This is a genomic window from Streptomyces sp. NPDC001599 (assembly GCF_042893535.1).
In the GTDB taxonomy this organism is placed as follows: domain Bacteria; phylum Actinomycetota; class Actinomycetes; order Streptomycetales; family Streptomycetaceae; genus Streptomyces.
The window spans coordinates 254,996-277,502 of record NZ_JBIAVA010000001.1 but is presented as its reverse complement, the minus strand read 5'-3'; the positions used below and the strand labels follow the sequence as shown (position 1 = coordinate 277,502).

The following is a 22,507-nucleotide window of genomic DNA, read 5'->3' as shown; positions in this document are numbered from 1 at the left end:
GCGTTTCAGCCGGACGCCGTTCGCGATCTTGTGACGTGATCATGGCGCATGCCTACAGTGACCCGGCGCGCCGGGTGGGAAGCCTCCTCTTCCGGTGCGCGGTTACAGGACGGCCGTGGACTGCCGCAGGCGTGGTGACGGGTTTCGTCGTGCCTTCCGTTCCTTCGTCCGGGGCGTCTTCGTCCGTCTCCGTCATCGACGAAGGAAGCTCCTGTGCGTCTCAGACGCCCCCGCAGACCATCTGACGGCCCGCCCGGCAGATCCGGTGCCCGACGACTGCGTGTCGCCTCCGCACCCCTCATACCCCTAACGGTGATCGGCGCCGTGGTCGCCGGACTCATCGGCCCCGAACCCCCTTCCGACGGCCCTCTGCCCGGCACCAGTGCCGTCGCCGACAGCTACGACGGTTTCGACGCCGACGCCGCCGAGCAACTGCGGCAGGACCAGTGTCTGATGGCCGACTCCCTGCGGCTCGGCGGACCGCAGATGCACACCCTGGCGCGAAACGCTCTGGAGTGGACGCCCGAGCAGTTGCGCCTCGCTGCGAATCGCGAGTACTGGGCCGACTCTCCCCTTTCGGTGGCGTTCCAGAAAGACAAGACCGCCTTCGACCAGAACAACAGCGCGCTCAACGCACGCGTCGACACCTGGAAGAAGCCCTTGGACGGCCTGTCGTACCCCGGCGGCTTCACGTCCGAAGCCGACTTCTACTGGCCACCCGGGGTACCCACCGGCAAGGACTTCTTCGGCCAGGTCGGCTACTCGAAGTGGCTCGGGGAGCAGTACTGGAAGGACGAGGGCCTCTTCTACGAGGACCCCACCCCGGTGGCCGACGAGGCGACCGCCCAGGCGGTGAAGAAGCTCGGAGCCCCGCTGTACGGTGACCCCGATCCGTCACTGCCGAGCGACGAGTGGCAACAGGCGTACGCCGAGAAGCAGGCGTACGAAGAACTGACCGACGGTCTCACCGAGATGGGGGCGGACGACGCCCGGCTGTTCCTCTCTTCCGGCGGTTTCCCCCGCACCGCCCCCGAGCCCGGCAGCCTGCCGTTCCGGCTGGCCGTCGAGGATCTCAAGACGCGGTTCGCGGCCTGCGGTTGGCGCAACCCGCTCGACCCGAGCAGGGTGCTCGGCAAGGTGGTGGCCACAGCTTCGGCGGAGTGGCAGCGGGAGATCGGCGCGCAGTCCACCCAGCGCAGCCAGATCATCGACGCCAACCGGGACGCGACGCAGGCATTGGAGACGGGCGCGAAGGCGCTCGGGGAGATGCTGGGCCAGTCCTGGACCGCCGACCACCTCGCCCGCTGGCAGGACTACTGGTCGCCGGGTGGAGCGGGCTGGATCGGGGACAGCCCGATGATCGTCCACATCCACGCCGCTGCCGACAAGTGCCTGGAGGTCGCTGGCAACTCGAAGGCCGACGGTGCCGTGGTGCAGATGTACACCTGCAACGGCGGCGCCAACCAGAAGTGGCGGATCGACGGCAACTCGCTGGTGAACGTCAACTCCGGCAAGTGCCTGGACGTGAACCGCGACGGAACGGCCGACGGCACCCGCATCCAGCAGTGGACGTGCAAGCAGAACGGCGCCCAGGGCTGGGAGTTCACCCCGAACCGCACCACCCAGCTCCGGAACACGGGCAGCGGCAAGTGTCTGGACCTGCACACCTACGCCAACAGCCAGGACGCGTGGCTGTGGCGGTGCAACGACACCGATCCGCAGAAGTTCGACATCGTGCCGTCCGGCCACAACGGCACGGACGATCTCGACTATCCGACAACCGGCCAGTTCACCCAGGCGACCAAGGGCGTCAGCGCTGCCCGGACCAAGGCAGCCGAGCAGCTCGGGGTGATCAGGCGGCAGGCACAGATCGCGGGCATGGCGGCGGCGGACTCCGACGAGTCCCTGACCACCGCGTACGCCATCGCCGACGGCGCGGGCTCTCCCCGGGGCCGGGCCCTGCTCGTGGGCCAGCAGAAGGACCAGGTCACCAAGGCGTCGTCCGCCGCGCTGAACGCGATGCTGAAGGCCGGCGACACTGCATTGGCCGCCACCAAGGCCTCCGCCGGGGACAGCGCCACCATCGCCGCACGGGCAGTGGCGCAGGCAGCCGGTACCCAGGCCGCGTTCCGTACCGCCGCCGCTCAGGCGGCCAAGGAGCAGGCCAAGGCCGCAGCGGAGGCTGCAGCCGTCCAGGCGAGCAACGCCAAGGCCGCCCGCGACACCGCGAAGGCCAAACTCACCGAGACGCAGAACGCCGAGGCCGACGCGAAGGCCGCCGCGGCCACGGCCCACGCCAAGAGACTCGCCGCGGAGAAGGAGGAGGCCACCGCCAAGGCCGAGAAGGAGACCGCGGCGCAGAAGCAGGCCGAGGCCGCGGAGCACAAGACCAACGCCCAGCAACGCGCGACCGAGGCCAAGGACGCCAAGGAACGGGCGGAGACCGCCGACACCACGGCCACCGAGAAGCGCAAGGGCGCGGAGGCCGCCCGCGACAAGGCCAAAGCCCTGCGCGACGACGCCTGGGACGCCGAGCAGAAGGCGAACGCCGCCCGAGCCAAGGCCGATGCCAAGGAGGCCTATGCCCAGGCGTCCGCGTCCGAGGACAATGCGCAGGAGGCCCGGAAGGCGGCCAACGACGCCGATGCCGCCGCCGACGACGCGGAGACGGCGGCCGTCGCCGCACGTTCCGAGGCGGACAAGGCGACCAAGGCAGCAGCCGATGCCGACGCGGCGGCCACTCGGGCGGAGGCCGCGGCGAAGCGGTCCCGGGCCGACTCCGACGCCGCCCAGGCCGCCAAGCTGACGGCGGACGCCGCGGTGAGGACCGCGACCAGTGCGGCGGCGGATGCCATCAAGGCGTCCAAGACCGCCGCGACGGCGGCCCGTACGGCGGTGGAGTTGGCCGACGACGCCGAGCAGCACGCCGCCGACGCCAAGAAGGAGGCGGACGCGGCCAAGGCCGAGGCGGTCACCGCGCTCGCCGGTGCCAACGAGTCCACGGGCTACGCCTACACCACCGCGCAGGCCGCGGTGGACGCCGGCAACTCGGCCGCGCAGGTCGCCGCACCGGCCAACGACGCCATCCAGCTGGGATCGCCGTATGTCACCACCGACTCGGCCGCCGGACTCGCCGTACTGACCGGACAGTCGTCGAAGACGATCGCCGAACAGCAGCAGGCCGTCGCCGAGGCGCACGCGCAGAACGCGGAGGAGTCTGCTGCCCAGGCGCAGAGTGTGGCCAACGCGGCAAGCGGTGACGCCAAGGCCGCCTACACACTGGCCGCCGAGGCCCTCGGTTACGCGGCGGACGCGCGCAACTCCGCCAAGGAGGCCCTGGGGTACTCGGCGGATGCGGCCTCGTACGCGACCCAGGCCGCACAGTCACTCACCCGCACCATCGCCTACGACACCCAGGCCACCGAGGACGCGGCAGCGGCCGACAGCGCGGCCGGCCGGGCCGAGGGCCATGCGAAGGACGCCCGCGACTCCGCCGACCAGGCCGCCCTGGACGCCGAGGCGGCCCGCACCGCGGCGACCGAGGCCGAACAGGCCGCCAAGGACGCCAGGGACGCCGCCGACCACGCCGCCACCGAGGCCGCGGCGGCGGAGGAGGCTGCCAAGGACGCCCAGAAGTACGCCGAGTCGGCCCAGCAGGCGGCCGAGCAGGCCGAGGCAAAGGCGAACGCGGAACAGATCGACGAGGGAACGGTCGTCGACCAGACCGGCGTTCCCATCGGCGACCTGTTCTACGTGGTCGACCACATCGTGAAGATCGGCGAACCGGAGGTCGTGAAGCAGTCTGACGGCTGCGAGGGCTTCATCGACGAGCTCTTCTACAACGGCGACTGCACCATGACCACGAAGCTCCGGTACAAGGAGGTCGTCGACCTCTACCTGTGCACGGCGGAGGACCTGGACACCACGCAGTACATGTGCCCCTCCGGCGCGACGCTCTACCTCGGCGAGTACACCTCCGACGAACTGTCCACCGAGGTCACCCACACCATCACGATCGCCGAGTACCAGAAGGGCGTCGACCCGGTCGACATCCTCTTCGGCAGCTGGATCAAGTGCGCCCAGAAGATCGCCCCGGGCGGCGCGAGCGGTAGCTGGGGCGGCTGCGGATGGGTGGTCGTGGACGTCGCGAGCCTCTTCGCGGGCAAGATCATCCGACCCATCGCGGATGCCGTCAAGGCATTCGACGCCGCCGCACGAAGCGGCATCGGCTTCGCCGACGCCTACAAGGCCCTTCGCGCCCTCGGTCTCCCTACAGACGCCGCGTTCCGCATCGGGGTCAAGGGACTCGACGGATTCGTCAAAACCTGTACCAGGACACGTGGGAAACTGACCGCACGGGCGCCCGCAGCCGTCGGCGGTTGCCCCGTGGGGTTGGTCGCTTACAACAGTGACGAGATGAGCCACTGGGCATACCGGTACCGGACGGAATCCGAGTATTACGAAGGCGATCACAACGTCGCCGTCGCCAAGGTGCCGGGCTGGAACGACCCCAAGACAGGCGACTTTGTCATCGCCAACAGCAAATTTTCCGGTCATTCCGAAACCGAGATCCTCGGCAAGTTGGAAGCGAAGGGTTTCACACCCGGACAGATCACCGCCCTGTACACGGAGCGGCAGCCCTGTCCCGCCTGCGCTTCCGTCCTGACCGGCGCCCTGAAGGAGGGGACCCCGGTAACCTGGTCGGTCCCTTACCACCCCGAATACGCGAAGGAGTCGAGAAGTCTGCTGGACTCGTACGTCAGGCAAGCCAACGGGCAGCAAAGGGCGCGACCGACAACGACCCAACGACTCACCGAGGGGAACGAGGCCCATGACTGAGCACACATTCGACCTGCCGCCAAAGGCTTCGCCGGCCGTCCTCGTGGAGCGAAGCGCTCTGGCTGACGAGGTCTGCCGGGAGCTGGCTCGATCGGGACTGGCCGCCTACCGGGCAGACCTCGAGGAAGGGGGCCCGCGCCCCGGGGCCGCCGTGCACGTGGATCCCGTTCTCGACGGCGGGGTGTTCGTGGACTGGCGTACAGAGGCAAAACTGCGGGACGCCGCCCTCGAGCTCTTCGCGCGGGGCATCGACTACGCGAACCCGCCCGCGGTCGTCCTCCACCACAAGAACATCAACGACCGCATGCAGGTTGCCCTGCTGGCGATCCTCGACTCAGCCGGATTCCGAGTGGAGGAGCCGGACGGACACGCCTACGGGAGCGCGGTGTATGTAGCGGGCCGTCGGCCCTGACCCATCCGTCACCCGGGGCGTCACCGCCCCGCCATCTCCCACACCAGCACCTCGGCCCGCGTCACCGCCACCACCTCCAGCGCCTCGGCGGCCGTGACGCGGGCCGCGTCGCCCGGGCCCAGCCGCTCACCGTCCAGGTCCACCTCGCCCCGCACCACGTGTACGTACACGTACGCCCCGTCCGGCACCGCCGTCCGCTCCCCCGGGACCAGGCGGCGTACGTGGAGCATCGCGCCGGCCTCGGGGACGGCGTACGGGGTGGAGTCGGCGATGCCCCGGACGATCTCGTAGGCGGGGTCGCCGCCGGGGTCGTGCGGGGCCAGCCACATCTGGACGAAGGTGAGGGGGACGGCGGCGTCGTTGCGTTCGACGTGGCGGACGCCGCCCGCAGCGCTGAGGCGTTGCACGTCCCCGGCGCGGACCACCGTCTCGTGGCCGGTGCTGTCGCGGTGGGTCAGTTCGCCCGCCACGACCCAGGTGACGATCTCCGTGTGGCTGTGCGGGTGCTCGTCGAAGCCCGCGCCGGGGGCGAGGCGCTCCTCGTTGCAGGCCAGCAGGGCCCCGAAGCGCAGGTTGTCGGGGTCGTAGTGGGGGCCGAAGGAGAAGGCGTGGCGGGAGGTGATCCCGGCTGCCGGATCACCGCCCGGGTAGCGCTCGTCGGCGCGGTGTACGTCCATCACGTCGTTCACGGTAGCCCCGGCGGCACACCCGCCCGGCCCGATAAGGCAGTCTTGTCCACGTGCCCGAACCCGAAACCGGTAAGCCCGACGCCCCCGCCCAGCCCGCCCACCCGCATACCGCGACCCTGAAGCGGCTGGAGCAGTCCTCCGGTTCGCTCGCCGCGCAGGCCATCGCACGCATGGACGAGACGCTGCCGTGGTACCGGGCCATGCCACCGGAGAACCGTTCCTGGATCGGGCTGGTCGCCCAGGCCGGCATCGCCGCGTTCACCGAGTGGTTCCGGCAGCCGGACGCGCCCCAGGCCATCTCCACCGACGTCTTCGGGACCGCCCCGCGCGAGCTGACCCGGGCGATCACGCTGCGGCAGACCGTGGAGATGGTGCGGACCACCATCGAGGTGATGGAGTCCGCGATCGACGAGGTGGCGGCTCCCGGCGACGAGTCGGTGCTGCGCGAGGCGCTGCTGGTGTACGCCCGGGAGATCGCCTTCGCGACCGCCCAGGTCTACGCGCAGGCCGCCGAGGCACGCGGTGCCTGGGACGCGCGCCTGGAGTCGCTGGTGGTGAACGCCGTGCTCAGCGGCGAGGCCGACGAAGGGGCCGTGTCCCGGGCCGCCGCCCTCGGGTGGAACTCGCCCGAGCACGTCTGTGTCGTCCTCGGCACCGCTCCCGACGGGGACTCCGAGCTGACCGTGGAGGCCATCCGGCGGGCGGCCCGGCACGCCAAGCTCCAGGTGCTGACCGGGGTGCTCGGGGACCGGCTCGTGGTGATCGCCGGGGGCCGCAACGACCCGCTGGCGGTGGCGAAGTCGCTGATCGGGCCGTTCGCGCAGGGTCCGGTCGTCGCCGGGCCCGTGGTGCCGGACCTGCTGGCCGCGACCCGGTCCGCGCAGGCCGCCGCGGCCGGGCTGAAGGCGTGCACCGCCTGGCAGGACGCGCCGCGTCCGGTGCTCGCCGACGATCTCCTGCCGGAGCGCGCGATCGCCTCCGACCCCTCGGCCCGTGAGCAACTGGTGGAGGAGATCTACAGACCGTTGGAGGAAGCGGGGGCGGCGCTCCTTGAGACGCTCAGCGTCTATCTCGAACAGGCGAGCAGTCTGGAGGGCGCCGCCCGGATGCTCTTCGTTCACCCGAACACCGTGCGCTACCGGCTCCGACGTGTGACTGACGTCACCGGGTGGTCACCCTCTGATGTACGGTCTGCGTTCACACTGCGGATCGCGCTCATCCTGGGGCGTCTGGCCGACGGAGATCCGCAGCTCTAGGATTTTGTACAGGGTCCACAAAACCCGCTCCTGTTCTTCGTCCCTGTCCCCACGGGCGGTCGTGGCCGTCCTCAAGAGAGAGTGTGAGAGTGCTCGTACTCGTCGCTCCCGGCCAGGGCGCCCAGACGCCCGGCTTTCTGACTGACTGGCTCGCCCTCCCCGGTGCCGCTGACCGCGTCGCCGCGTGGTCGGACGCCATCGGACTCGATCTCGCCCACTTCGGCACCAAGGCCGACGCGGACGAGATCCGAGACACGTCCGTGGCCCAGCCGCTGCTGGTCGCCGCCGGAATCCTCTCCGCCGCGGCACTCGGTGACATTGCCGAGATCGCCCCCGGCGCGGTCGCCGGCCACAGCGTGGGCGAGATCACCGCCGCCGTCTTCGCGGGCGTCCTCGACGACACCGCCGCGCTGTCCCTCGTACGCCGCCGCGGCCTGGCCATGGCCGAGGCCGCCGCGGTCACCGAGACCGGGATGTCGGCGCTGCTCGGGGGCGACCCCGAGGTGAGCGTCGCGCACCTGGAGAAGCTCGGCCTGACCCCGGCGAACGTGAACGGCGCCGGTCAGATCGTGGCTGCGGGCACCATGGAGCAGCTGGCCGCGCTGAACGAGGACAAGCCCGAGGGCGTCCGCAAGGTCGTCCCGCTGAAGGTGGCCGGCGCGTTCCACACCCGCCACATGGCCCCCGCCGTGGACAAGCTCGCCGAGGCCGCCAAGGCGCTGACGCCGGCCGACCCGAAGGTGACCTACGTCTCCAACAAGGACGGGCGGGCCGTCGCCTCCGGCACCGAGGTGCTGGACCGGCTGGTCGGCCAGGTCGCCAACCCGGTGCGCTGGGACCTGTGCATGGAGACGTTCAAGGAGCTGGGCGTCACCGCGATCATCGAGGTGTGTCCGGGCGGCACGCTGACCGGGCTGGCCAAGCGGGCGCTGCCCGGTGTGAAGACGCTGGCCCTGAAGACCCCCGACAACCTCGACGCGGCCCGCGAGCTCGTCGCCGAGCACACCCAGGCCTGACAAGGAGCGCGAGAGCATGTCGAAGATCAAGCCCAGCAAGGGCGCCCCGTACGCGCGCATCCTCGGCGTCGGCGGATACCGTCCGACCCGGGTGGTGCCGAACGAGGTGATCCTCGAGAAGATCGACTCGTCCGACGAGTGGATCCGCTCGCGCTCCGGCATCGAGACCCGGCACTGGGCCGGACCCGAGGAGACCGTCGCGGCGATGTCGGTGGAGGCCTCCGGCAAGGCGCTCGCCGACGCCGGGATCGACGCCTCCCGGATCGGTGCCGTGGTCGTCTCGACCGTGTCGCACTTCAGCCAGACCCCGGCCATCGCCACCGAGATCGCCGACCGCCTCGGCACGGACAAGGCCGCGGCCTTCGACATCTCGGCCGGCTGTGCGGGCTTCGGCTACGGGCTGACCCTGGCCAAGGGCATGGTCGTCGAAGGTTCGGCAGAGTATGTGCTGGTCATCGGCGTGGAGCGGCTGTCCGACCTGACCGACCTGGAGGACCGGGCCACGGCCTTCCTGTTCGGCGACGGCGCCGGCGCGGTCGTGGTCGGCCCGTCCCAGGAGCCGGCGATCGGCCCGACGGTCTGGGGCTCGGAGGGCGACAAGGCCGAAACGATCAAGCAGACGGTCTCCTGGGACCGCTTCCTCCCCCACCTCCGGCTTCGCTCCGGCGGGGGGACCCCCACCGGCGACGTCTCCGAACTGCCCGTCGACTCCGAGGGCAACGTCAAGTTTCCTGCGATCACGCAGGAGGGCCAGGCGGTGTTCCGCTGGGCCGTGTTCGAGATGGCGAAGGTCGCCCAGCAGGCGCTGGACGCGGCCGGGATCAGCCCGGACGACCTGGACGTCTTCATCCCGCACCAGGCCAACGTGCGGATCATCGACTCGATGGTGAAGACACTGAAGCTGCCGGAGCACGTCACGGTCGCCCGTGACATCCGCACCACCGGCAACACCTCGGCCGCCTCGATTCCGCTCGCGATGGAGCGGCTCCTGGCGACCGGCGACGCGAGGAGCGGCGACACCGCGCTCGTCATCGGCTTCGGGGCGGGTCTCGTCTACGCCGCGACGGTCGTTACCCTCCCCTAGGCACTCCGTGCCGGATCACCCCGGTCCGGAACGGAGAGCAGCACCGCCTGCCGCCGACGCGGCGGGCCGCCACACCCTCTGGACAACAAAGAAGGAGCGCCATCATGGCCGCCACTCAGGAAGAGATCGTCGCCGGTCTCGCGGAGATCGTGAACGAGATCGCCGGCATCCCGGTTGAGGACGTCAAGCTGGACAAGTCCTTCACCGACGACCTGGACGTCGACTCGCTGTCCATGGTCGAGGTCGTCGTCGCCGCCGAAGAGCGCTTCGACGTCAAGATCCCGGACGACGACGTCAAGAACCTCAAGACGGTCGGCGACGCGACGAAGTACATCCTCGACCACCAGGCCTGATCCGCCGATACTCGGGCATGACCCGGGTAACGGGCAGATCCGGGCAGACTGCCCCGCCGCCCGGCGGTGGCGCCGTACGAATCCGTATCCCGTTGGAGAAAGAATTCCCGTGAGCTCGACCAATCGCACCGTGGTCGTCACCGGTATCGGCGCAACCACACCGCTGGGTGGCGACGCAGCCTCGACCTGGGAGGGTCTGGTCGCCGGCAGGTCCGGCGCCAAGCCCCTGGAGCAGGAGTGGGCCGCCGACCAGGCGGTCCGCATCGCAGCGCCGGCCGCCGTCGACCCCTCCGAGGTCATCCCGCGGCCGCAGGCCCGCCGCCTGGACCGCTCGGCGCAGTTCGCGCTGATCGCGGCGCAGGAGGCCTGGAAGGACGCCGGGTACGCCGGCAAGGCGGGCGAGAGCCCCGCCGAAGACGGCGCGGCCCACGTCGACCCCGACCGGCTCGGTGCGGTCATCGCGTCCGGCATCGGCGGCGTGACCACGCTGCTCGACCAGTACGACGTGCTGAAGGAGAAGGGCGTCCGCCGCGTCTCCCCGCACACCGTCCCCATGCTGATGCCGAACGGCCCCTCGGCCAACGTCGGCCTGGCCGTGGGCGCCCGCGCGGGCGTGCACACTCCGGTCTCCGCCTGCGCCTCGGGCGCCGAGGCCATCGGCTACGCCATCGAGATGATCCGCACCGGCCGCGCCGACGTCGTCGTCGCGGGTGGCACGGAGGCGGCGATCCACCCGCTGCCCATCGCCGCGTTCGGCAACATGATGGCGATGTCCAAGAACAACGACGACCCGCAGGGTGCCTCCCGCCCCTTCGACACGGGCCGCGACGGCTTCGTCCTCGGTGAGGGCGCCGGCGTCCTGGTCCTGGAGTCCGCCGAGCACGCCGCCGCGCGCGGTGCCCGCGTCTACGCGGAGGCGGTCGGCCAAGGCATCTCCGCCGACAGCCACGACATCGTGCAGCCGGAGCCGGAGGGCCGCGGCATCTCCGCCGCCCTGCAGAACCTGCTGGACGGCAACGACCTGGACCCGGCCGAGATCGTGCACGTCAACGCGCACGCCACCTCGACGCCTGCCGGTGACATCGCCGAGCTGAAGGCGCTGCGCAAGGTCCTGGGCGACGACGTCGACCACATGGCGGTCTCCGCCACCAAGTCGATGACCGGTCACCTCCTCGGCGGCGCGGGCGGCGTGGAGTCGGTGGCGACCGTGCTCGCGCTGTACCACCGGGTGGCACCGCCGACCATCAACGTCGAGAACCTCGACCCGGAGGCCGAGGCCAACGCGGACATCGTCCGCGGCGAGGCCCGCAAGCTGCCGGTCGAGGGCCGTATCGCCGCGCTGAACGACTCGTTCGGCTTCGGCGGGCACAACGTGGTGCTCGCGTTCCGGTCGGTCTGAGCGACCGCCGTACGTACGTGAAGGGCCCCCACCGGCCGGTGGGGGCCCTTCACGCGTGTTCCCTCCGCGGGTGCGGACGGGCGGGGCGTCACACCACCTGGTGCAGCCAGCGGACCGGGGCGCCCTCGCCGGCGTGGCGGAAGGGTTCCAGTTCGTCGTCCCAGGGCTTGCCGAGGAGCTTGGCGATGTCCGACTCGAGGTCGGTCTCGCCGCGCTGGGAGCGGACCAGGGCGGCGCGCAGCCGGTCCTCGGGGATCATGATGTCGCCGTGGATGCCGGTGACGGCGTGGAAGATGCCGAGGTCGGGGGTGCAGCTGTAGCGCTCGCCCTCGGCGTTCGCGGAGGGCTCGGCGGTGACCTCGAAGCGGAGCAGCTGCCAGCCGCGCAGCGCGGAGGCGAGTTTGGAGGCGATGCCGGCCTGCCCCTGCCAGGAGAACTCCGAGCGCCAGGTGCCGGGCGCGGCGGGCTGCCGGATCCAGTCCAGGCCGACGCGCGTGCCGAGCACCCCGGCGACGGCCCACTCGACGTGCGGGCAGAGCGCGCGCGGCGCGGAGTGCACGTACAGGACTCCACGTGTCGTCACCGGAACCTCCGGGCTGAGCGGGACTTCTCGGAACGGGTGGAACGGGTGGAACGGCCGTGACCGGGCGGGCCACGTTGATGGCGAGGCTACCGTGCGGCGGGGCAAGGAGTGTGACGTACCGTCGGTCCCGCCGCCGACAAACCTCCGCCATTCACCCGGCAGGACGCTTGTACGGGTGTGAGCCGTTGCATCGCCGCCCTCGGGAACCCTCGCGCGGTGTCATGGGTTGAGCACGGTGGAGGCACGAGCCGAGGGGTGGGACCGGTATGGGTCGAGGGACGGACCAGCGGACGCGGTACGGCCGTCGCCGGGCGCGTGCCGCGCTCGCCGTCCTGACCGTCGCCGTCCTGGGCGTGGGTGCGGCGGGCTGCGACGCTGCGGGCGGCGACTCCCCCGCCCCCTCCGGCAGCGCGTCGAAGCGGACGAGGACGGCGCCCGCCTGGGACACGAGCCCGGCGTCCGTCGCCGCCGTGGGCGACTCCATCACGCGCGGCTTCGACGCCTGTGCGGTGCTGTCGGACTGCCCGGAGGTGTCCTGGGCGACCGGCAGCAGCACGAAGGTCGACTCGCTGGCCGTACGGCTGCTGGGGAAGGCGGACGCGGCCGAGCACAGCTGGAACTACGCGGTCACCGGGGCCCGGATGGCGGATCTGACCGCCCAGGTGACGCGGGCGGCGCGGCGCGAGCCGGAGCTGGTGGCGGTGATGGCCGGGGCGAACGACGCGTGCCGGTCCACGACCTCGGCGATGACGCCGGTGGCGGACTTCCGGGCGCAGTTCGAGGAGGCGATGGCCACCCTGCGCAAGAAGCTCCCCAAGGCGCAGGTGTACGTGTCGAGCATCCCGGACCTCAAGCGGCTCTGGTCCCAGGGCCGCACCAACCCGCTGGGCAAGCAGGTGTGGAAGCTCGGCCTGTGCCCGTCGATGCTGGGCGACGCGGACTCCCTGGACTCGGCGGCGACCCTGCGGCGCAACACGGTGCGCGACCGGGTGGCGGACTACAACGAGGTGCTGCGGGAGGTCTGCGCGAAGGACCGGCGGTGCCGCACCGACGACGGCGCGGTGCACGAGTTCCGGTTCGGCACGGACCAGTTGAGCCACTGGGACTGGTTCCACCCGAGTGTGGACGGCCAGGCCAGGCTGGCGGAGATCGCCTACCGCGCGGTCACCGCGAAGAGTCCCTGACCCGGCCGCTGACCTGGGCGTGTCCTAGAGTTCCGGACATGAGCGAACTCTTCGGCACACTTTCCGACGGCACCCCGGTACACCGCTGGACCCTGGAGCGGGCCGGCGTACGGGTGCGGGTCCTGTCGTACGGCGGGATCGTGCAGTCGGCCGAGGTGCCGGACCGGGACGGTCACACCGCCGACGTGGTCCTGGGGTTCGCGGACCTGGACGGCTACGTGGCGCACCCGGAGCCCTACTTCGGCGCGCTGGTCGGGCGGTACGCCAACCGGATCGCGGGCGGGCGCTTCCCGCTGGACGGGCGGACGTACGCGCTGGCGCCCAACGAGGGGCCCAACACGCTGCACGGCGGCGCGCGGGGCTTCGACAAGCGCGTGTGGGACGTGGCGGCGGTCGAGGAGGGCGTCCGGCTGAGCCACGTCTCCCCGCACGGCGAGGAGGGCTTCCCGGGGCGCCTGGAGATGTCGGCGACGTACACGCTGGACGAGTCGGGCGCGCTGCGGATCGTGTACGAGGCGGTCACGGACGCGCCGACCGTGCTGAACCCGACGAACCACAGCTACTTCAACCTGAGCGGCTCCGGGCACGCGGGCGGGCACGAACTGCGGCTGGCCGCCTCCCGGATCACGCCGGTCGACGCCGGGCTGATCCCGACGGGCGGCCTCGACGACGTGACGGACACGCGCTTCGACTTCCGGCGGGCGCGCAAGGTCGGCTCGGGCTACGACCACAACTTCGTCCTGGACAAGGGCGTGACCGACGCGGCCGAGGAGGTCGCCGAGCTGTACGACCCGGCGTCGGGGCGGGTGCTCACGGTGGCGACGACCGAGCCGGGCCTCCAGCTGTACACCGCCGACCACCTGGGCGAGCCCTTCGCCCCCGGGGACGGGATCGCGCTGGAGACCCAGCACTTCCCCGACTCCCCGAACCGGCCGGGCTTCCCGAGCACGGTGCTGCGGCCGGGCGAGGTGTTCCGCTCGGAGACGGTGTACGGCTTCTCGGTACGCCGGTAGGCCACCCCGGGGCCGGGGGCTGAGCCCCGGCCCGGCCGTCAGGTCCCGGACCGGGGCTGTTCACGGGGACGGCGCGCTCGCGGGCGTCCCGGGTCCGACGGTAATCGCCGCGGTGATCCAGCGGTCCGCGATCGGGTGTCCGATCAGGAGTTCGTACGAATCCTTCACAAACAGCTACGAGTCGGTCTGCCAGGCGCCATGGCGCGCACCCCTTCCGTCACGGGATACTGCCGCCGTTCCGGCAGCACCCCACGGCGACGGAAGGACCTGGACTCCCTTGAGACCCATACGTGTTCGGATCGGCGTACTCGGACTGGCCCTGGTGGCGGGACTCGCCGCCCCCACGACGGCGACGGCGGCACCCCGGGCGGGCAGCGCCGCCCCCGCACCGACCGTGGAGGAGCGGCGGCTCGACGGGGACGTGCCCCGGGAGATCCTGCGCCGCTCCGGATTCGCCGCGGTGGCACCGGCGTTCGCCCGGGGACTCGGGCGGGCGGACTCCTACCGCGAGGCGCGTGCCGTCGTGGCGCGCGAGGGCGCGGCGCTGTGGCGGCGGGCGGTGGACCGGGTGCAGGGGCGCGGGCCGGCCCGCGGGGACCTCAGCCGGGACGACGACCGCCCGCTGTACTGGGCACGGCTCGGGATGACGCGGGAGCTGCGCACCTGGGAGCCCGGGTTCGGTCTGGGCGAGCGGCAGCGGGCCGCGCTGCTGACGGAGCTGGAGCGCACCTCGCGCGGCCAGGCCGACCTGCGTCTGCCGGACGGACGCCACGGCGGGCAGGGCAAGGGGGTCAAGCGGGTGCTGCTCACCGGCTTCGACCCCTTCACGCTGGACCGGGACATCCGGATCTCCAACCCGTCCGGCGCCGTCGCGCTCGCCCTGGACGGCACGGTGATCGACACCCCGGACGGGCCCGCCCGGGTGGAGACGGCGGTGTTCCCGGTGCGCTGGGCGGACTTCGCCGAGGGCACGGTGGAGCGGGCGCTGCGGCCGTATCTGCCGCGGGTGGACCTGTTCACCACGGTGAGCCAGGGCCGGGTCGGCCGGTTCGACGTGGAGCGGACCAACGGGGCCTGGCGGGGCGGTTTCCCGGACAACGACAACGTCTCCCGCACGGAGACGGTCCCGGTGGCGGACCCGGCCTCGCAGCCGCAGTGGACGACGACCACGCTGCCGTACGCGGCGATCACGGCGGCGGACACCGGCCGCTTCCCGGTGTACGACAACACGAGCGTGACGGAGATCCCGGCGGGAGGCAGCGAGGCGGTCGTACGGCCCGACGGGCCCACGCCCGGGTCGACGGCCCGGGAGGGCGGCGGCGGGAACTACCTCTCCAACGAGATCGCCTACCGCGCGACGCTGCTGCGGGACCGGCTCGGGCTGCACGGCACGCTGCCGGGCGGGCACGTGCACACACCGGTGCTTCAGTTCGGGGCGGGGAACACCGATCCGGCGACGGGGGCGGTCACCGACCCGGAGTTCGTGCGCAACAGGCTGGACATCGTGGCGCAGGCGCGGGCGATCGTGGCCGTGGCGGTCAGTGCCTCGGGGGCTGACCGGGGCTGACCGCCGGGTCGGCCGGGCCGCCCTCGGTCCGGTCCTCGGCGCCGTCGCGGGTCTCCTCGCCCAGCAGTTCCCGGGCGAGGAGCGTGGCGCCGGCGACGGCGCCCGGCATCAGGAACACGGCGACGAACGGCACCAGGAAGGACACGCCCAGCGGAGTGCCGAAGCCCCAGACCAGCATCCGGCGGGAGCGCAGGAGGGCCAGGCGTTCGCGCAGTTCGACCCCGCGGCGCTGGAGGGCGACGGCGGCCAGCTCCTCGGTGAGGAAGAAGCCGGTGACGAAGAAGCCGACCACCGGGACCACGGTCTGGCCGACGACCGGAATGAAGCCGAGCGCGAAGAGCAGCACGCCCCAGACCGCGGCGCGCAGGAGGATCCGCAGGCTGTCGCGGCCGGAGATCCACAGCTCGCGCCAGAGCGGGAGGTCCGAGCGGGGCGCCGTGCCGTCCGGGGAGACGTCGCGGTCGACGCGTTCGGAGAGGGCCTCGTAGAAGGGCTGGCCGACCAGCAGGGTCACCGCGGTGAAGGTGAGGACGGCGAGGAGCAGGGCGAGGGCGAACAGGACGGCGGTGAGGAAGCCGCGGAAGAGTCCGAGCCAGGGACTCGACCAGTCGTCGGCGAAGGGGGTCACCCAGGCGACGAAGTCCTCGCCCCACAGCGCGAGCGCGACCAGCACGCCCACGTAGAGGACCAGGGTGATCAGGCCCGGGACGAGCCCGAAACCGTAGCTCCGGCCGTGCCGGGCCACCCAGCGCTGGCCCTTCAGCAGATGACCGAACCCCGCCCCAAGATCACGCATGGGCGGCACTCTACCGGTCGGCGCGCCGGCCCGTTCCCGGCCCGGCCGGCCCCGGTCAGACGAGCGTCACGGTGATGTTGCCGCGGGTCGCCTTGGAGTACGGGCAGACCTGGTGGGCCTTCTCCACCAGCGACCGCGCGGTGGCGGTGTCGACCGTCGGGATCTCGGCGGAGATCTCGACGATGATGCCGAAGCCGTCGTCGTTCTTGCCGATGCCGACCTTCGCGGTGACGGTGGATCCGGAGATGTCGGCGCCCTCCGCGCGGGCCACGACGCCGAGGGCGCCCTGGAAGCAGGCGCTGTACCCGGCGGCGAACAGCTGCTCCGGGTTGGTGCCGGCGCCGTTGCCGCCCATCTCCTTGGGCGGGTTCACGACGACGTCGAGCTTGCCGTCGTCGGTGGCCACCCGGCCGTCGCGGCCGTTCTCGGCGGTGGCGACGGCGGTGTAGAGGACTTCGGACTGCTGGATGGGCATACGGGTGTCTTCCTCCTAGGTCCGCCGTGACTCGCGCCCACGATCACGACGGATTTCGGAATGACGCTACCGCATGCCGGAAGTCCAGTGAAGCCCGCTCCCTCCTCGCCGGAGGGTCAGAGCTTGACGATCATCTTGCCGGTGTTGTCGCCGCGCAGGACCCCGAGGAACGCCTCCAGGTTGTTCTCGATGCCCTCGACGACGGTCTCGCGGTACTTCAGCTCGCCGGTGCGGACCCAGGGGCCGACCTCCTCGACGAACTTCGGCTGGAGGTCGTAGTGGTCGCCGACCAGGAAGCCCTCGATGCGGCCGCGGGTCTGGATGAGACGGGCGAGGTTCTTGGGGCCGGGCGCGGGCTCGGTGTTGTTGTAGACGGAGATCGCGCCGCAGATGGCGATGCGGCCGTTCAGGTTGAGGGAGCCGATGGCGGCCTCCAGGTGGTCGCCGCCGACGTTGTCGAAGTAGACGTCGACGCCGTCCGGGGCGGCGGCGCGCAGCTGCTCGCTCACCGGGCCGCTCTTGTAGTTGAAGGCGGCGTCGAAGCCGTACTCGTCGAGGAGCAGCTTGACCTTCTCGTCCGAGCCGGCCGAGCCGATGACCCGCGAGGCGCCCTTGAGCTTGGCGATCTGCCCCACCTGGCTGCCGACGGCGCCCGCAGCGCCCGAGACGAAGACGGAGTCGCCCTCCTTGAAGGAGGCGGTGCGCAGCAGACCGGCGTAGGCGGTGAGCCCCGTCATGCCGAGCACACCCAGGTACGTCGACAGGGGTGCCGCGTCCGGGTCCACCTTGACGGCACTCTTCGCGTCCACGGCGGCGTACTCGCGCCAGCCGAAGAAGTGCAGGACGTGGTCGCCGACGGCGATGCCCTCGGCGTTGGAGGCGACGACCTCGCCGACGGCACCGCCCAGCATGGGCTTGTCCAGCTCGTAGGGAGCGGCGTAGGACTTGGCGGCGCTCATGCGGCCCCGCATGTAGGGGTCGACGGAGACGTACAGGTTGCGCACCAGCACCTGCCCGTCGCCCGGGGTGGGGACCTCCGCCTCGACGAGCGCGAAGTCCTCGGGCTTCGGCCAGCCGACCGGGCGGGTGACCAGGTGCCATGCGCGGTTGACGGCGGGGAGGGCGGGGGAGTCGGTCATGGGGCACCTTTCCTGGGGGTTGCTCGGGGCTCGCTCGGGACTTGCCTGCCGAGAATGTTTCATGCACTGAAACAACCATGCGGCTGAACATTTCAGCTTGTCAAACAAATGGGTACCCTGGTTTCCATGGCCACACCACGCGACACGACCCGCCGACCCGACGCTCTCACCCTTGAAGTCGTCGAACTGATCGGCGAGGTCGTGGCCCGCTTCCACGCGGACTACGAGGAGGCGGCGGCGCAGCGCGCACTGACCGGGGCGCAGGCCAAGCTGCTGAGTCTGCTGTCGCTGGAGCCGCTGCCGATGCGGAAGCTGGCCCAGAAGCTGAAGTGCGAGCCGTCGAACGTCACGGGGATCGTGGACCGGCTGGAGGCACGGGGCCTGGTCGAGCGGCGGCCCGACCCCGGCGACCGACGGGTGAAGGTCGCGGCGGCGACGGAGGAGGGGCGCCGGGTGGCCCGGGGACTGCGGGAGTCACTGCGGTTCGCGCGGGAGCCGCTGGCGGGGTTGTCGGAGGGGGAGCGGGTGGCGCTGCGGGACGCGCTGCGTCTGATGGTCGGGGAGGGCTCGCCGGAGGGCTGACCCCCACCGCGTTTCGAACCGCCCCGTGTCGCCGTCCGAGGGCGGCCTGGGACCATGCGGCATGCTCCCGGACGACTGGTACCTCACTCACGACGTCGACGACTTCCTCGCCCGAGCCGGCGGCTTCCTGTCCTCGCGTCCCGCCCTGCACAACACGGCACTGACGGACATCGAGAGGCTGCGGATACGCGGGGCGGCCGACCATGACGCCCCAGCCGGCGTCTTCGGCCGGCTCGAGGCAGGTGGCGAGGTACGTGCGGTCTGCTATCTCACTCCGCAGGGCCGTCTGGGCCTCACGCCCCTCTCCGTCGAGCAGACCGGCATCCTCGCCGCCCGCCTGGCCGGCCTCGGCCACTCCCCCGCCAACGTCGTCGCCGACCGCGACACCGCCGGCGCTTTCGCCGAGTCGTGGCGGCGGCACACGGGTGCGGCTCCGGAGCTCTTCTGGCGGACGTATCTCCACCGTCTCGGCACGCTCACCGCGCCGCGGCCGTCCCCGGAAGGCCGGGGGCGGCGCACGAGCGGCAAGGACCGTGCGCAAGTCGTCCGCTGGTGCCGTGAGTTCTGCGTCGATGTCGGGGAGCAGCGCTCCATCGACCTGATCGACGCCGGCTCCTGGGACGCCTCGCGTTTCGGCGACCGGCACTTCACGCTGTGGGAGACCCCGGAGGGCACCCCCGTGGCGATGGCGGCCGCGACCCCGGTCGTCGGCGGCATGGTCCGGGTGGACCCCGTCTACACCCCGGCCCACCTTCGCGGCCGCGGCTACGCCGGAGCGGTGACGGTCGAGGTGAGCGGCGCCGCGCTGGCCGCGGGGGCGACGGACGTCGTCCTCTTCACGGACCCGGAGAACCCCACCAGCAACGCCCTCTACCGGCGCATCGGGTATGTCCACGTCGCCGACTTCGCCGGGTACAGGTTCTCCTCGTGAGCGGAACGCCTACGTGCACCACCACAGGAAACGGTCGCAGGTTTCCGTGGGGGTCGGGTCCGGGGGCTCCGGCGGGGTGGGGGACGTCGTCGGGGGCGGGTCGTCGTCGGACTCGGGGGACGACGGGTCCGGGTTCGCGGGGCCGGTGGGGTCCGGGGACGGAGGGCGGGAGGCCGACGGGGAGTCGGACCCGGTCGCCGTCGGGGACTCCGAGGCCTCCGGGGACTCCGACGGGGACGCCGACACCGTTGTCGACGCCGATGCGCCGGGGGACGGAGAGCCCGAGGGCGTCGTCGTCCGCACGGTGTCGTCGACCGGGACCGCCGACGCCTCGCCCACCTCCCTCGTCGCCTCGCCGTCCGTCGTCTCGCCGCCCGCCGCGGCCGGCTTCTCCGCGGAGTGCGGGGCGTCCATGCCGAGTTCGGCCAGGCTCAGTCCCCCGGCCGCCAGGACGAAGCCCGCGGCGACGAGCAGGGTGCGGCGGCGGCGCCTGCGGTGGGCGGCGGCCTTGCGGTCACGGCGGCTGGACCGGGCGCCGGGAGCGGCGTCGCCCGCACCCGCGTCCGCACCCTCGTCACGGGTGTCGTCACGGGCCTCGTCGGGGGTCTCGACGTCCGTCGTCGCCTTGTCCGCGAGCCGGGGCGGGGTTTTCTCACCCGCCGTCAGGTGGTCGTCCGGCGCGCGGAGTTCGTGGCAGGGCGTGCCGCAGCCCGGGCAGGCGAGGGCGCCGTTGAGGTGCCGTCGGCACGGGTGGCAGTAGTCCATGACGCGGGAAGGTTAAGTTCCGGGACGGGCGCGTTCCTAGAGGCCACTGTGAATGTTGTGTGGGGAAGCGCGCGACCTCAATCCTTCCCCCGATCCGAAACTGCCGAAACCGTTATGTGTCCGACCCATTGACACCCCGCACACCCCGTCCTTACTGTCACGCCAGCATTTCGAACGAGTGACGAAATATCGAACAACGCGAAGGGCAGCCGCCGTGCGCATCACCGGAATCAGCACACACGTGGTCGGGACGCCGTGGCGCAACCTGACGTACGTCCAGGTGCACACCGACGAGGGCCTCACCGGAGTCGGCGAGACCCGGATGCTGGGGCACACCGACGCTCTCCTCGGCTACCTGAAGGAGGCCGAGGCCAACCACATTCTCGGTTCCGACCCGTTCGCTGTCGAGGCCCTGGTCCGCCGCATGAAGTACGGCGACTACGGCCGCGCGGGCGAGATCGTGATGTCCGGCATCGCGGTCGTCGAGATGGCGTGCTGGGACATCAAGGGCAAGGCTCTCGGCGTCCCGGTGTGGCAGCTGCTGGGCGGCAAGGTCACCGACAAGGTCAAGGCCTACGCCAACGGCTGGTACACCACCGAGCGGACGCCGGAGGCGTACCACAAGGCCGCGCAGGGCGTCATGGAGCGCGGGTACCGGGCGCTGAAGATCGACCCGTTCGGCACCGGGCACTTCGAGCTGGACCAGCAGCAGACGAACTACGCCGTGTCGCTGATCGAAGCCGTGCGGGACGCCATCGGGCCGGACGCGGAGCTGATGCTGGAGATGCACGGCCGGTTCTCGCCGTCCACCGCCGTCCGGCTCGCGCGGGAACTCGCGCCGTTCAAGCCGGCCTGGCTGGAGGAGCCGGTACCGCCGGAGAACCTGAGGGCGCTGAAGAAGGTCGCCGAGAAGGTCGACATCCCGGTCGCCACCGGTGAGCGCATCCACGACCGGATCGAGTTCCGCGAGCTGTTCGAGGACCAGTCCGTGGACGTCATCCAGCCCGACGTCGGCCACATCGGCGGCATCTGGGAGACCCGGAAGCTGGCCGCGACCGCCGAGACGCACTACACGCTGGTCGCCCCGCACAACGTCGGCGGTTCCGTGCTCACCGCGGCCTCGCTCCAGGTCGGGTTCACCTCGCCGAACTTCAAGATCCTTGAGCACTTCAACGACTTCGCGGACGCGGAGATCAAGAAGGTCGTCAAGGGCGCCCCGCAGGTGGACCCGGAGGACGGGTGCTTCCACCTCTCCGACGCGCCCGGCCTCGGGGTCGAGCTGGACACCGACGCGGCGGCGGAGTTCCCGCAGCAGCAGGCGCGGTTCGACCTGTGGGCCGAGGGCTGGGAGAAGCGCGCCCCCAAGGGGGCCGGGGCATGAGCGACGCGGTCGTCGTCGAGGCGCCGGGGGTGCACCGGCTCGTGCCGCACGAGCCGCGCGAACCGGGGCCCGGCGAGGCGCTGGTGCGGGTGCACGCCGCGGGGATCTGCGGCAGCGACCGCGAGGTCTACCAGGGCAACCGGCCCGAAGGGTACGTGCGTTACCCGCTCACCCCCGGGCACGAGTGGTCCGGGACCGTGGAGCGGGTCGGCACCGGAGTGCCGGGCTCGCTCGTCGGCCGGAAGGTCGTGGGTGAGGGCTTCCGCAACTGCCAGGTGTGCGACCGCTGCCACGCCGGCGAGACGACGCTGTGCACGGCCGGGTACGAGGAGACCGGGTTCACCCAGCCGGGTGCCATGGCCCCGACGCTGACCCTGCCCGCCCGGCTGCTGCACGCCCTGCCCGAGGACGCCGATCTCACCGCGGCCGCCCTGCTGGAGCCCGCGGCCTGCATCGCCGCCGCCGCGCTGAAGGCGAACGCCCGGCCCGGCGAGCGCGTCGCCGTCGTCGGCACGGGCACGCTCGGCATGTTCGCCGTGCAGTTCCTGCGCGCCGCCTCCCCCGCCGAGCTGCTGGTCGTCGGCACGCGCGGGGACCGGGAGGCGCTGTCGCGGCAGTTCGGCGCGACCGACTTCCGGACCAAGGACCGGCCGCTGACGGACGACTTCGACGTCGTGATCGAGACCGCCGGGTCCGCGGACGCCGCGCGTACCGCCGCCGCGCTGCTGCGCCGGGGCGGGCGCCTGGTGCTGACCGGCATCCCGGCCCCGGGCGCCGACGGCCTCGACCCGACCGACCTGGTCGTACGGCAGTTGGAGGTGCACACCGTCTTCGGGGCGCCGCCGGACGCCTGGGCGCACACGGTGCGGGTCTTCGCCGCCGGTCTGCTCGATCCGCGGCCGCTGGTGACGCACGAGCTGCCGCTCGCGGAGTTCTCGGAGGCCATCGAGCTGGTGGGCTCCGGCGACCCGAAGGTCGGCAAGGTGCTGCTGCACCCGGACGCCCTGCCCTGAGCCGTACGCCGGTGCGGGGGCGACCTGACG

Annotated in this window: 20 protein-coding genes; 14 read left to right on the top strand and 6 right to left on the bottom strand. The window is 71.8% G+C overall.

Annotation, left to right across the window (positions count from 1 at the left end):
- Positions 1-453 precede the first annotated feature (453 nt).
- Both ACFYZ3_RS01310 and ACFYZ3_RS01305 read left to right on the top strand, forming a co-directional pair.
- Positions 454-4,839 (top strand): RICIN domain-containing protein, encoded by a 4,386-nt coding sequence (locus tag ACFYZ3_RS01310; protein ID WP_388513961.1) that lies wholly within the window; start codon positions 454-456, stop codon positions 4,837-4,839.
- On the top strand, positions 4,832-5,251 hold the full coding sequence (locus tag ACFYZ3_RS01305; RefSeq protein ID WP_388513120.1) for a hypothetical protein: 420 nt from the start codon (positions 4,832-4,834) through the stop codon (positions 5,249-5,251). Before ACFYZ3_RS01310 ends, ACFYZ3_RS01305 begins: the two co-directional genes overlap by 8 nt.
- A 20-nt stretch (positions 5,252-5,271) precedes the next feature.
- Here ACFYZ3_RS01305 and ACFYZ3_RS01300 read toward each other — a convergent pair whose 3' ends face one another.
- Positions 5,272-5,928, bottom strand: coding sequence for a pirin family protein (locus ACFYZ3_RS01300; RefSeq protein ID WP_388513959.1), 657 nt, complete (start codon positions 5,926-5,928; stop codon positions 5,272-5,274).
- A gap of 62 nt (positions 5,929-5,990) precedes the next feature.
- Here ACFYZ3_RS01300 and fasR point away from each other — a divergent pair, with 62 nt between their 5' ends.
- The 5 genes from fasR to ACFYZ3_RS01275 all read left to right on the top strand — a co-directional run bounded on the left by fasR (position 5,991) and on the right by ACFYZ3_RS01275 (position 11,048).
- Positions 5,991-7,196, top strand: coding sequence for a fatty acid biosynthesis transcriptional regulator FasR (gene fasR / locus ACFYZ3_RS01295; RefSeq protein ID WP_030863943.1), 1,206 nt, complete (start codon positions 5,991-5,993; stop codon positions 7,194-7,196).
- 89 nt (positions 7,197-7,285) lie between these two features.
- A complete protein-coding gene (locus ACFYZ3_RS01290) occupies positions 7,286-8,212 on the top strand; it encodes an ACP S-malonyltransferase (RefSeq protein ID WP_388513118.1) in 927 nt (308 codons plus the stop codon).
- Positions 8,213-8,228: 16 nt separating this feature from the next.
- Positions 8,229-9,296, top strand: a complete 1,068-nt coding sequence (locus ACFYZ3_RS01285) for a ketoacyl-ACP synthase III (RefSeq protein ID WP_388513116.1) — start codon at positions 8,229-8,231, stop codon at positions 9,294-9,296.
- A 104-nt stretch (positions 9,297-9,400) separates the two neighbouring features.
- Positions 9,401-9,649: an acyl carrier protein gene (locus tag ACFYZ3_RS01280; protein ID WP_003976417.1), complete on the top strand. Its 249-nt coding sequence runs from the start codon at positions 9,401-9,403 to the stop codon at positions 9,647-9,649.
- A 109-nt stretch (positions 9,650-9,758) separates the two neighbouring features.
- Complete coding sequence (locus ACFYZ3_RS01275) at positions 9,759-11,048, top strand: beta-ketoacyl-[acyl-carrier-protein] synthase family protein (protein ID WP_388513113.1); 1,290 nt, start codon at positions 9,759-9,761, stop codon at positions 11,046-11,048.
- An 88-nt stretch (positions 11,049-11,136) separates the two neighbouring features.
- Here ACFYZ3_RS01275 and ACFYZ3_RS01270 read toward each other — a convergent pair whose 3' ends face one another.
- Positions 11,137-11,631: a DUF3145 domain-containing protein gene (locus ACFYZ3_RS01270; RefSeq protein ID WP_003976415.1), complete on the bottom strand. Its 495-nt coding sequence runs from the start codon at positions 11,629-11,631 to the stop codon at positions 11,137-11,139.
- A gap of 266 nt (positions 11,632-11,897) precedes the next feature.
- Here ACFYZ3_RS01270 and ACFYZ3_RS01265 point away from each other — a divergent pair, with 266 nt between their 5' ends.
- From ACFYZ3_RS01265 to ACFYZ3_RS01255, 3 genes are all read left to right on the top strand, one after another.
- Positions 11,898-12,815 carry an SGNH/GDSL hydrolase family protein gene (locus ACFYZ3_RS01265; protein WP_388513111.1) on the top strand — a complete coding sequence of 306 codons (918 nt, stop codon included), beginning with the start codon at positions 11,898-11,900 and terminating at the stop codon, positions 12,813-12,815.
- Between the two features lie 38 nt (positions 12,816-12,853).
- On the top strand, positions 12,854-13,828 hold the full coding sequence (locus ACFYZ3_RS01260; RefSeq protein ID WP_388513108.1) for an aldose epimerase family protein: 975 nt from the start codon (positions 12,854-12,856) through the stop codon (positions 13,826-13,828).
- Between the two features lie 277 nt (positions 13,829-14,105).
- Positions 14,106-15,395, top strand: a complete 1,290-nt coding sequence (locus ACFYZ3_RS01255; RefSeq protein ID WP_388513106.1) for a pyroglutamyl peptidase — start codon at positions 14,106-14,108, stop codon at positions 15,393-15,395.
- On the opposite strand, the gene ACFYZ3_RS01250 is transcribed toward ACFYZ3_RS01255, so the two are convergent.
- From ACFYZ3_RS01250 to ACFYZ3_RS01240, 3 genes are all read right to left on the bottom strand, one after another.
- On the bottom strand, positions 15,367-16,191 hold the full coding sequence (locus tag ACFYZ3_RS01250) for an EI24 domain-containing protein (protein ID WP_388513103.1): 825 nt from the start codon (positions 16,189-16,191) through the stop codon (positions 15,367-15,369). The two genes, ACFYZ3_RS01255 and ACFYZ3_RS01250, sit on opposite strands and share 29 nt — an antisense overlap.
- A 55-nt stretch (positions 16,192-16,246) precedes the next feature.
- Positions 16,247-16,666, bottom strand: a complete 420-nt coding sequence (locus ACFYZ3_RS01245) for an organic hydroperoxide resistance protein (RefSeq protein ID WP_388513100.1) — start codon at positions 16,664-16,666, stop codon at positions 16,247-16,249.
- 116 nt (positions 16,667-16,782) lie between these two features.
- Complete coding sequence (locus ACFYZ3_RS01240) at positions 16,783-17,805, bottom strand: NADP-dependent oxidoreductase (RefSeq protein ID WP_388513098.1); 1,023 nt, start codon at positions 17,803-17,805, stop codon at positions 16,783-16,785.
- Positions 17,806-17,931: 126 nt separating this feature from the next.
- On the opposite strand from ACFYZ3_RS01240, the gene ACFYZ3_RS01235 reads away from it, so the two are divergent.
- Together ACFYZ3_RS01235 and ACFYZ3_RS01230 are read left to right on the top strand one after the other, a co-directional pair.
- Positions 17,932-18,387 (top strand): MarR family transcriptional regulator, encoded by a 456-nt coding sequence (locus ACFYZ3_RS01235; RefSeq protein WP_361014770.1) that lies wholly within the window; start codon positions 17,932-17,934, stop codon positions 18,385-18,387.
- A 61-nt stretch (positions 18,388-18,448) separates the two neighbouring features.
- Positions 18,449-19,318 (top strand): GNAT family N-acetyltransferase, encoded by an 870-nt coding sequence (locus ACFYZ3_RS01230; protein WP_388513095.1) that lies wholly within the window; start codon positions 18,449-18,451, stop codon positions 19,316-19,318.
- A 9-nt stretch (positions 19,319-19,327) separates the two neighbouring features.
- On the opposite strand, the gene ACFYZ3_RS01225 is transcribed toward ACFYZ3_RS01230, so the two are convergent.
- Complete coding sequence (locus tag ACFYZ3_RS01225; protein ID WP_388513093.1) at positions 19,328-20,083, bottom strand: hypothetical protein; 756 nt, start codon at positions 20,081-20,083, stop codon at positions 19,328-19,330.
- A gap of 214 nt (positions 20,084-20,297) precedes the next feature.
- Between ACFYZ3_RS01225 and ACFYZ3_RS01220 the strand changes: the two genes are divergently transcribed.
- Positions 20,298-21,464, top strand: a complete 1,167-nt coding sequence (locus ACFYZ3_RS01220) for a mandelate racemase/muconate lactonizing enzyme family protein (RefSeq protein WP_388513091.1) — start codon at positions 20,298-20,300, stop codon at positions 21,462-21,464.
- Positions 21,461-22,477, top strand: a complete 1,017-nt coding sequence (locus tag ACFYZ3_RS01215) for a zinc-binding dehydrogenase (RefSeq protein WP_388513089.1) — start codon at positions 21,461-21,463, stop codon at positions 22,475-22,477. Before ACFYZ3_RS01220 ends, ACFYZ3_RS01215 begins: the two co-directional genes overlap by 4 nt.
- The last annotated feature ends 30 nt before the right edge of the window (positions 22,478-22,507 follow it).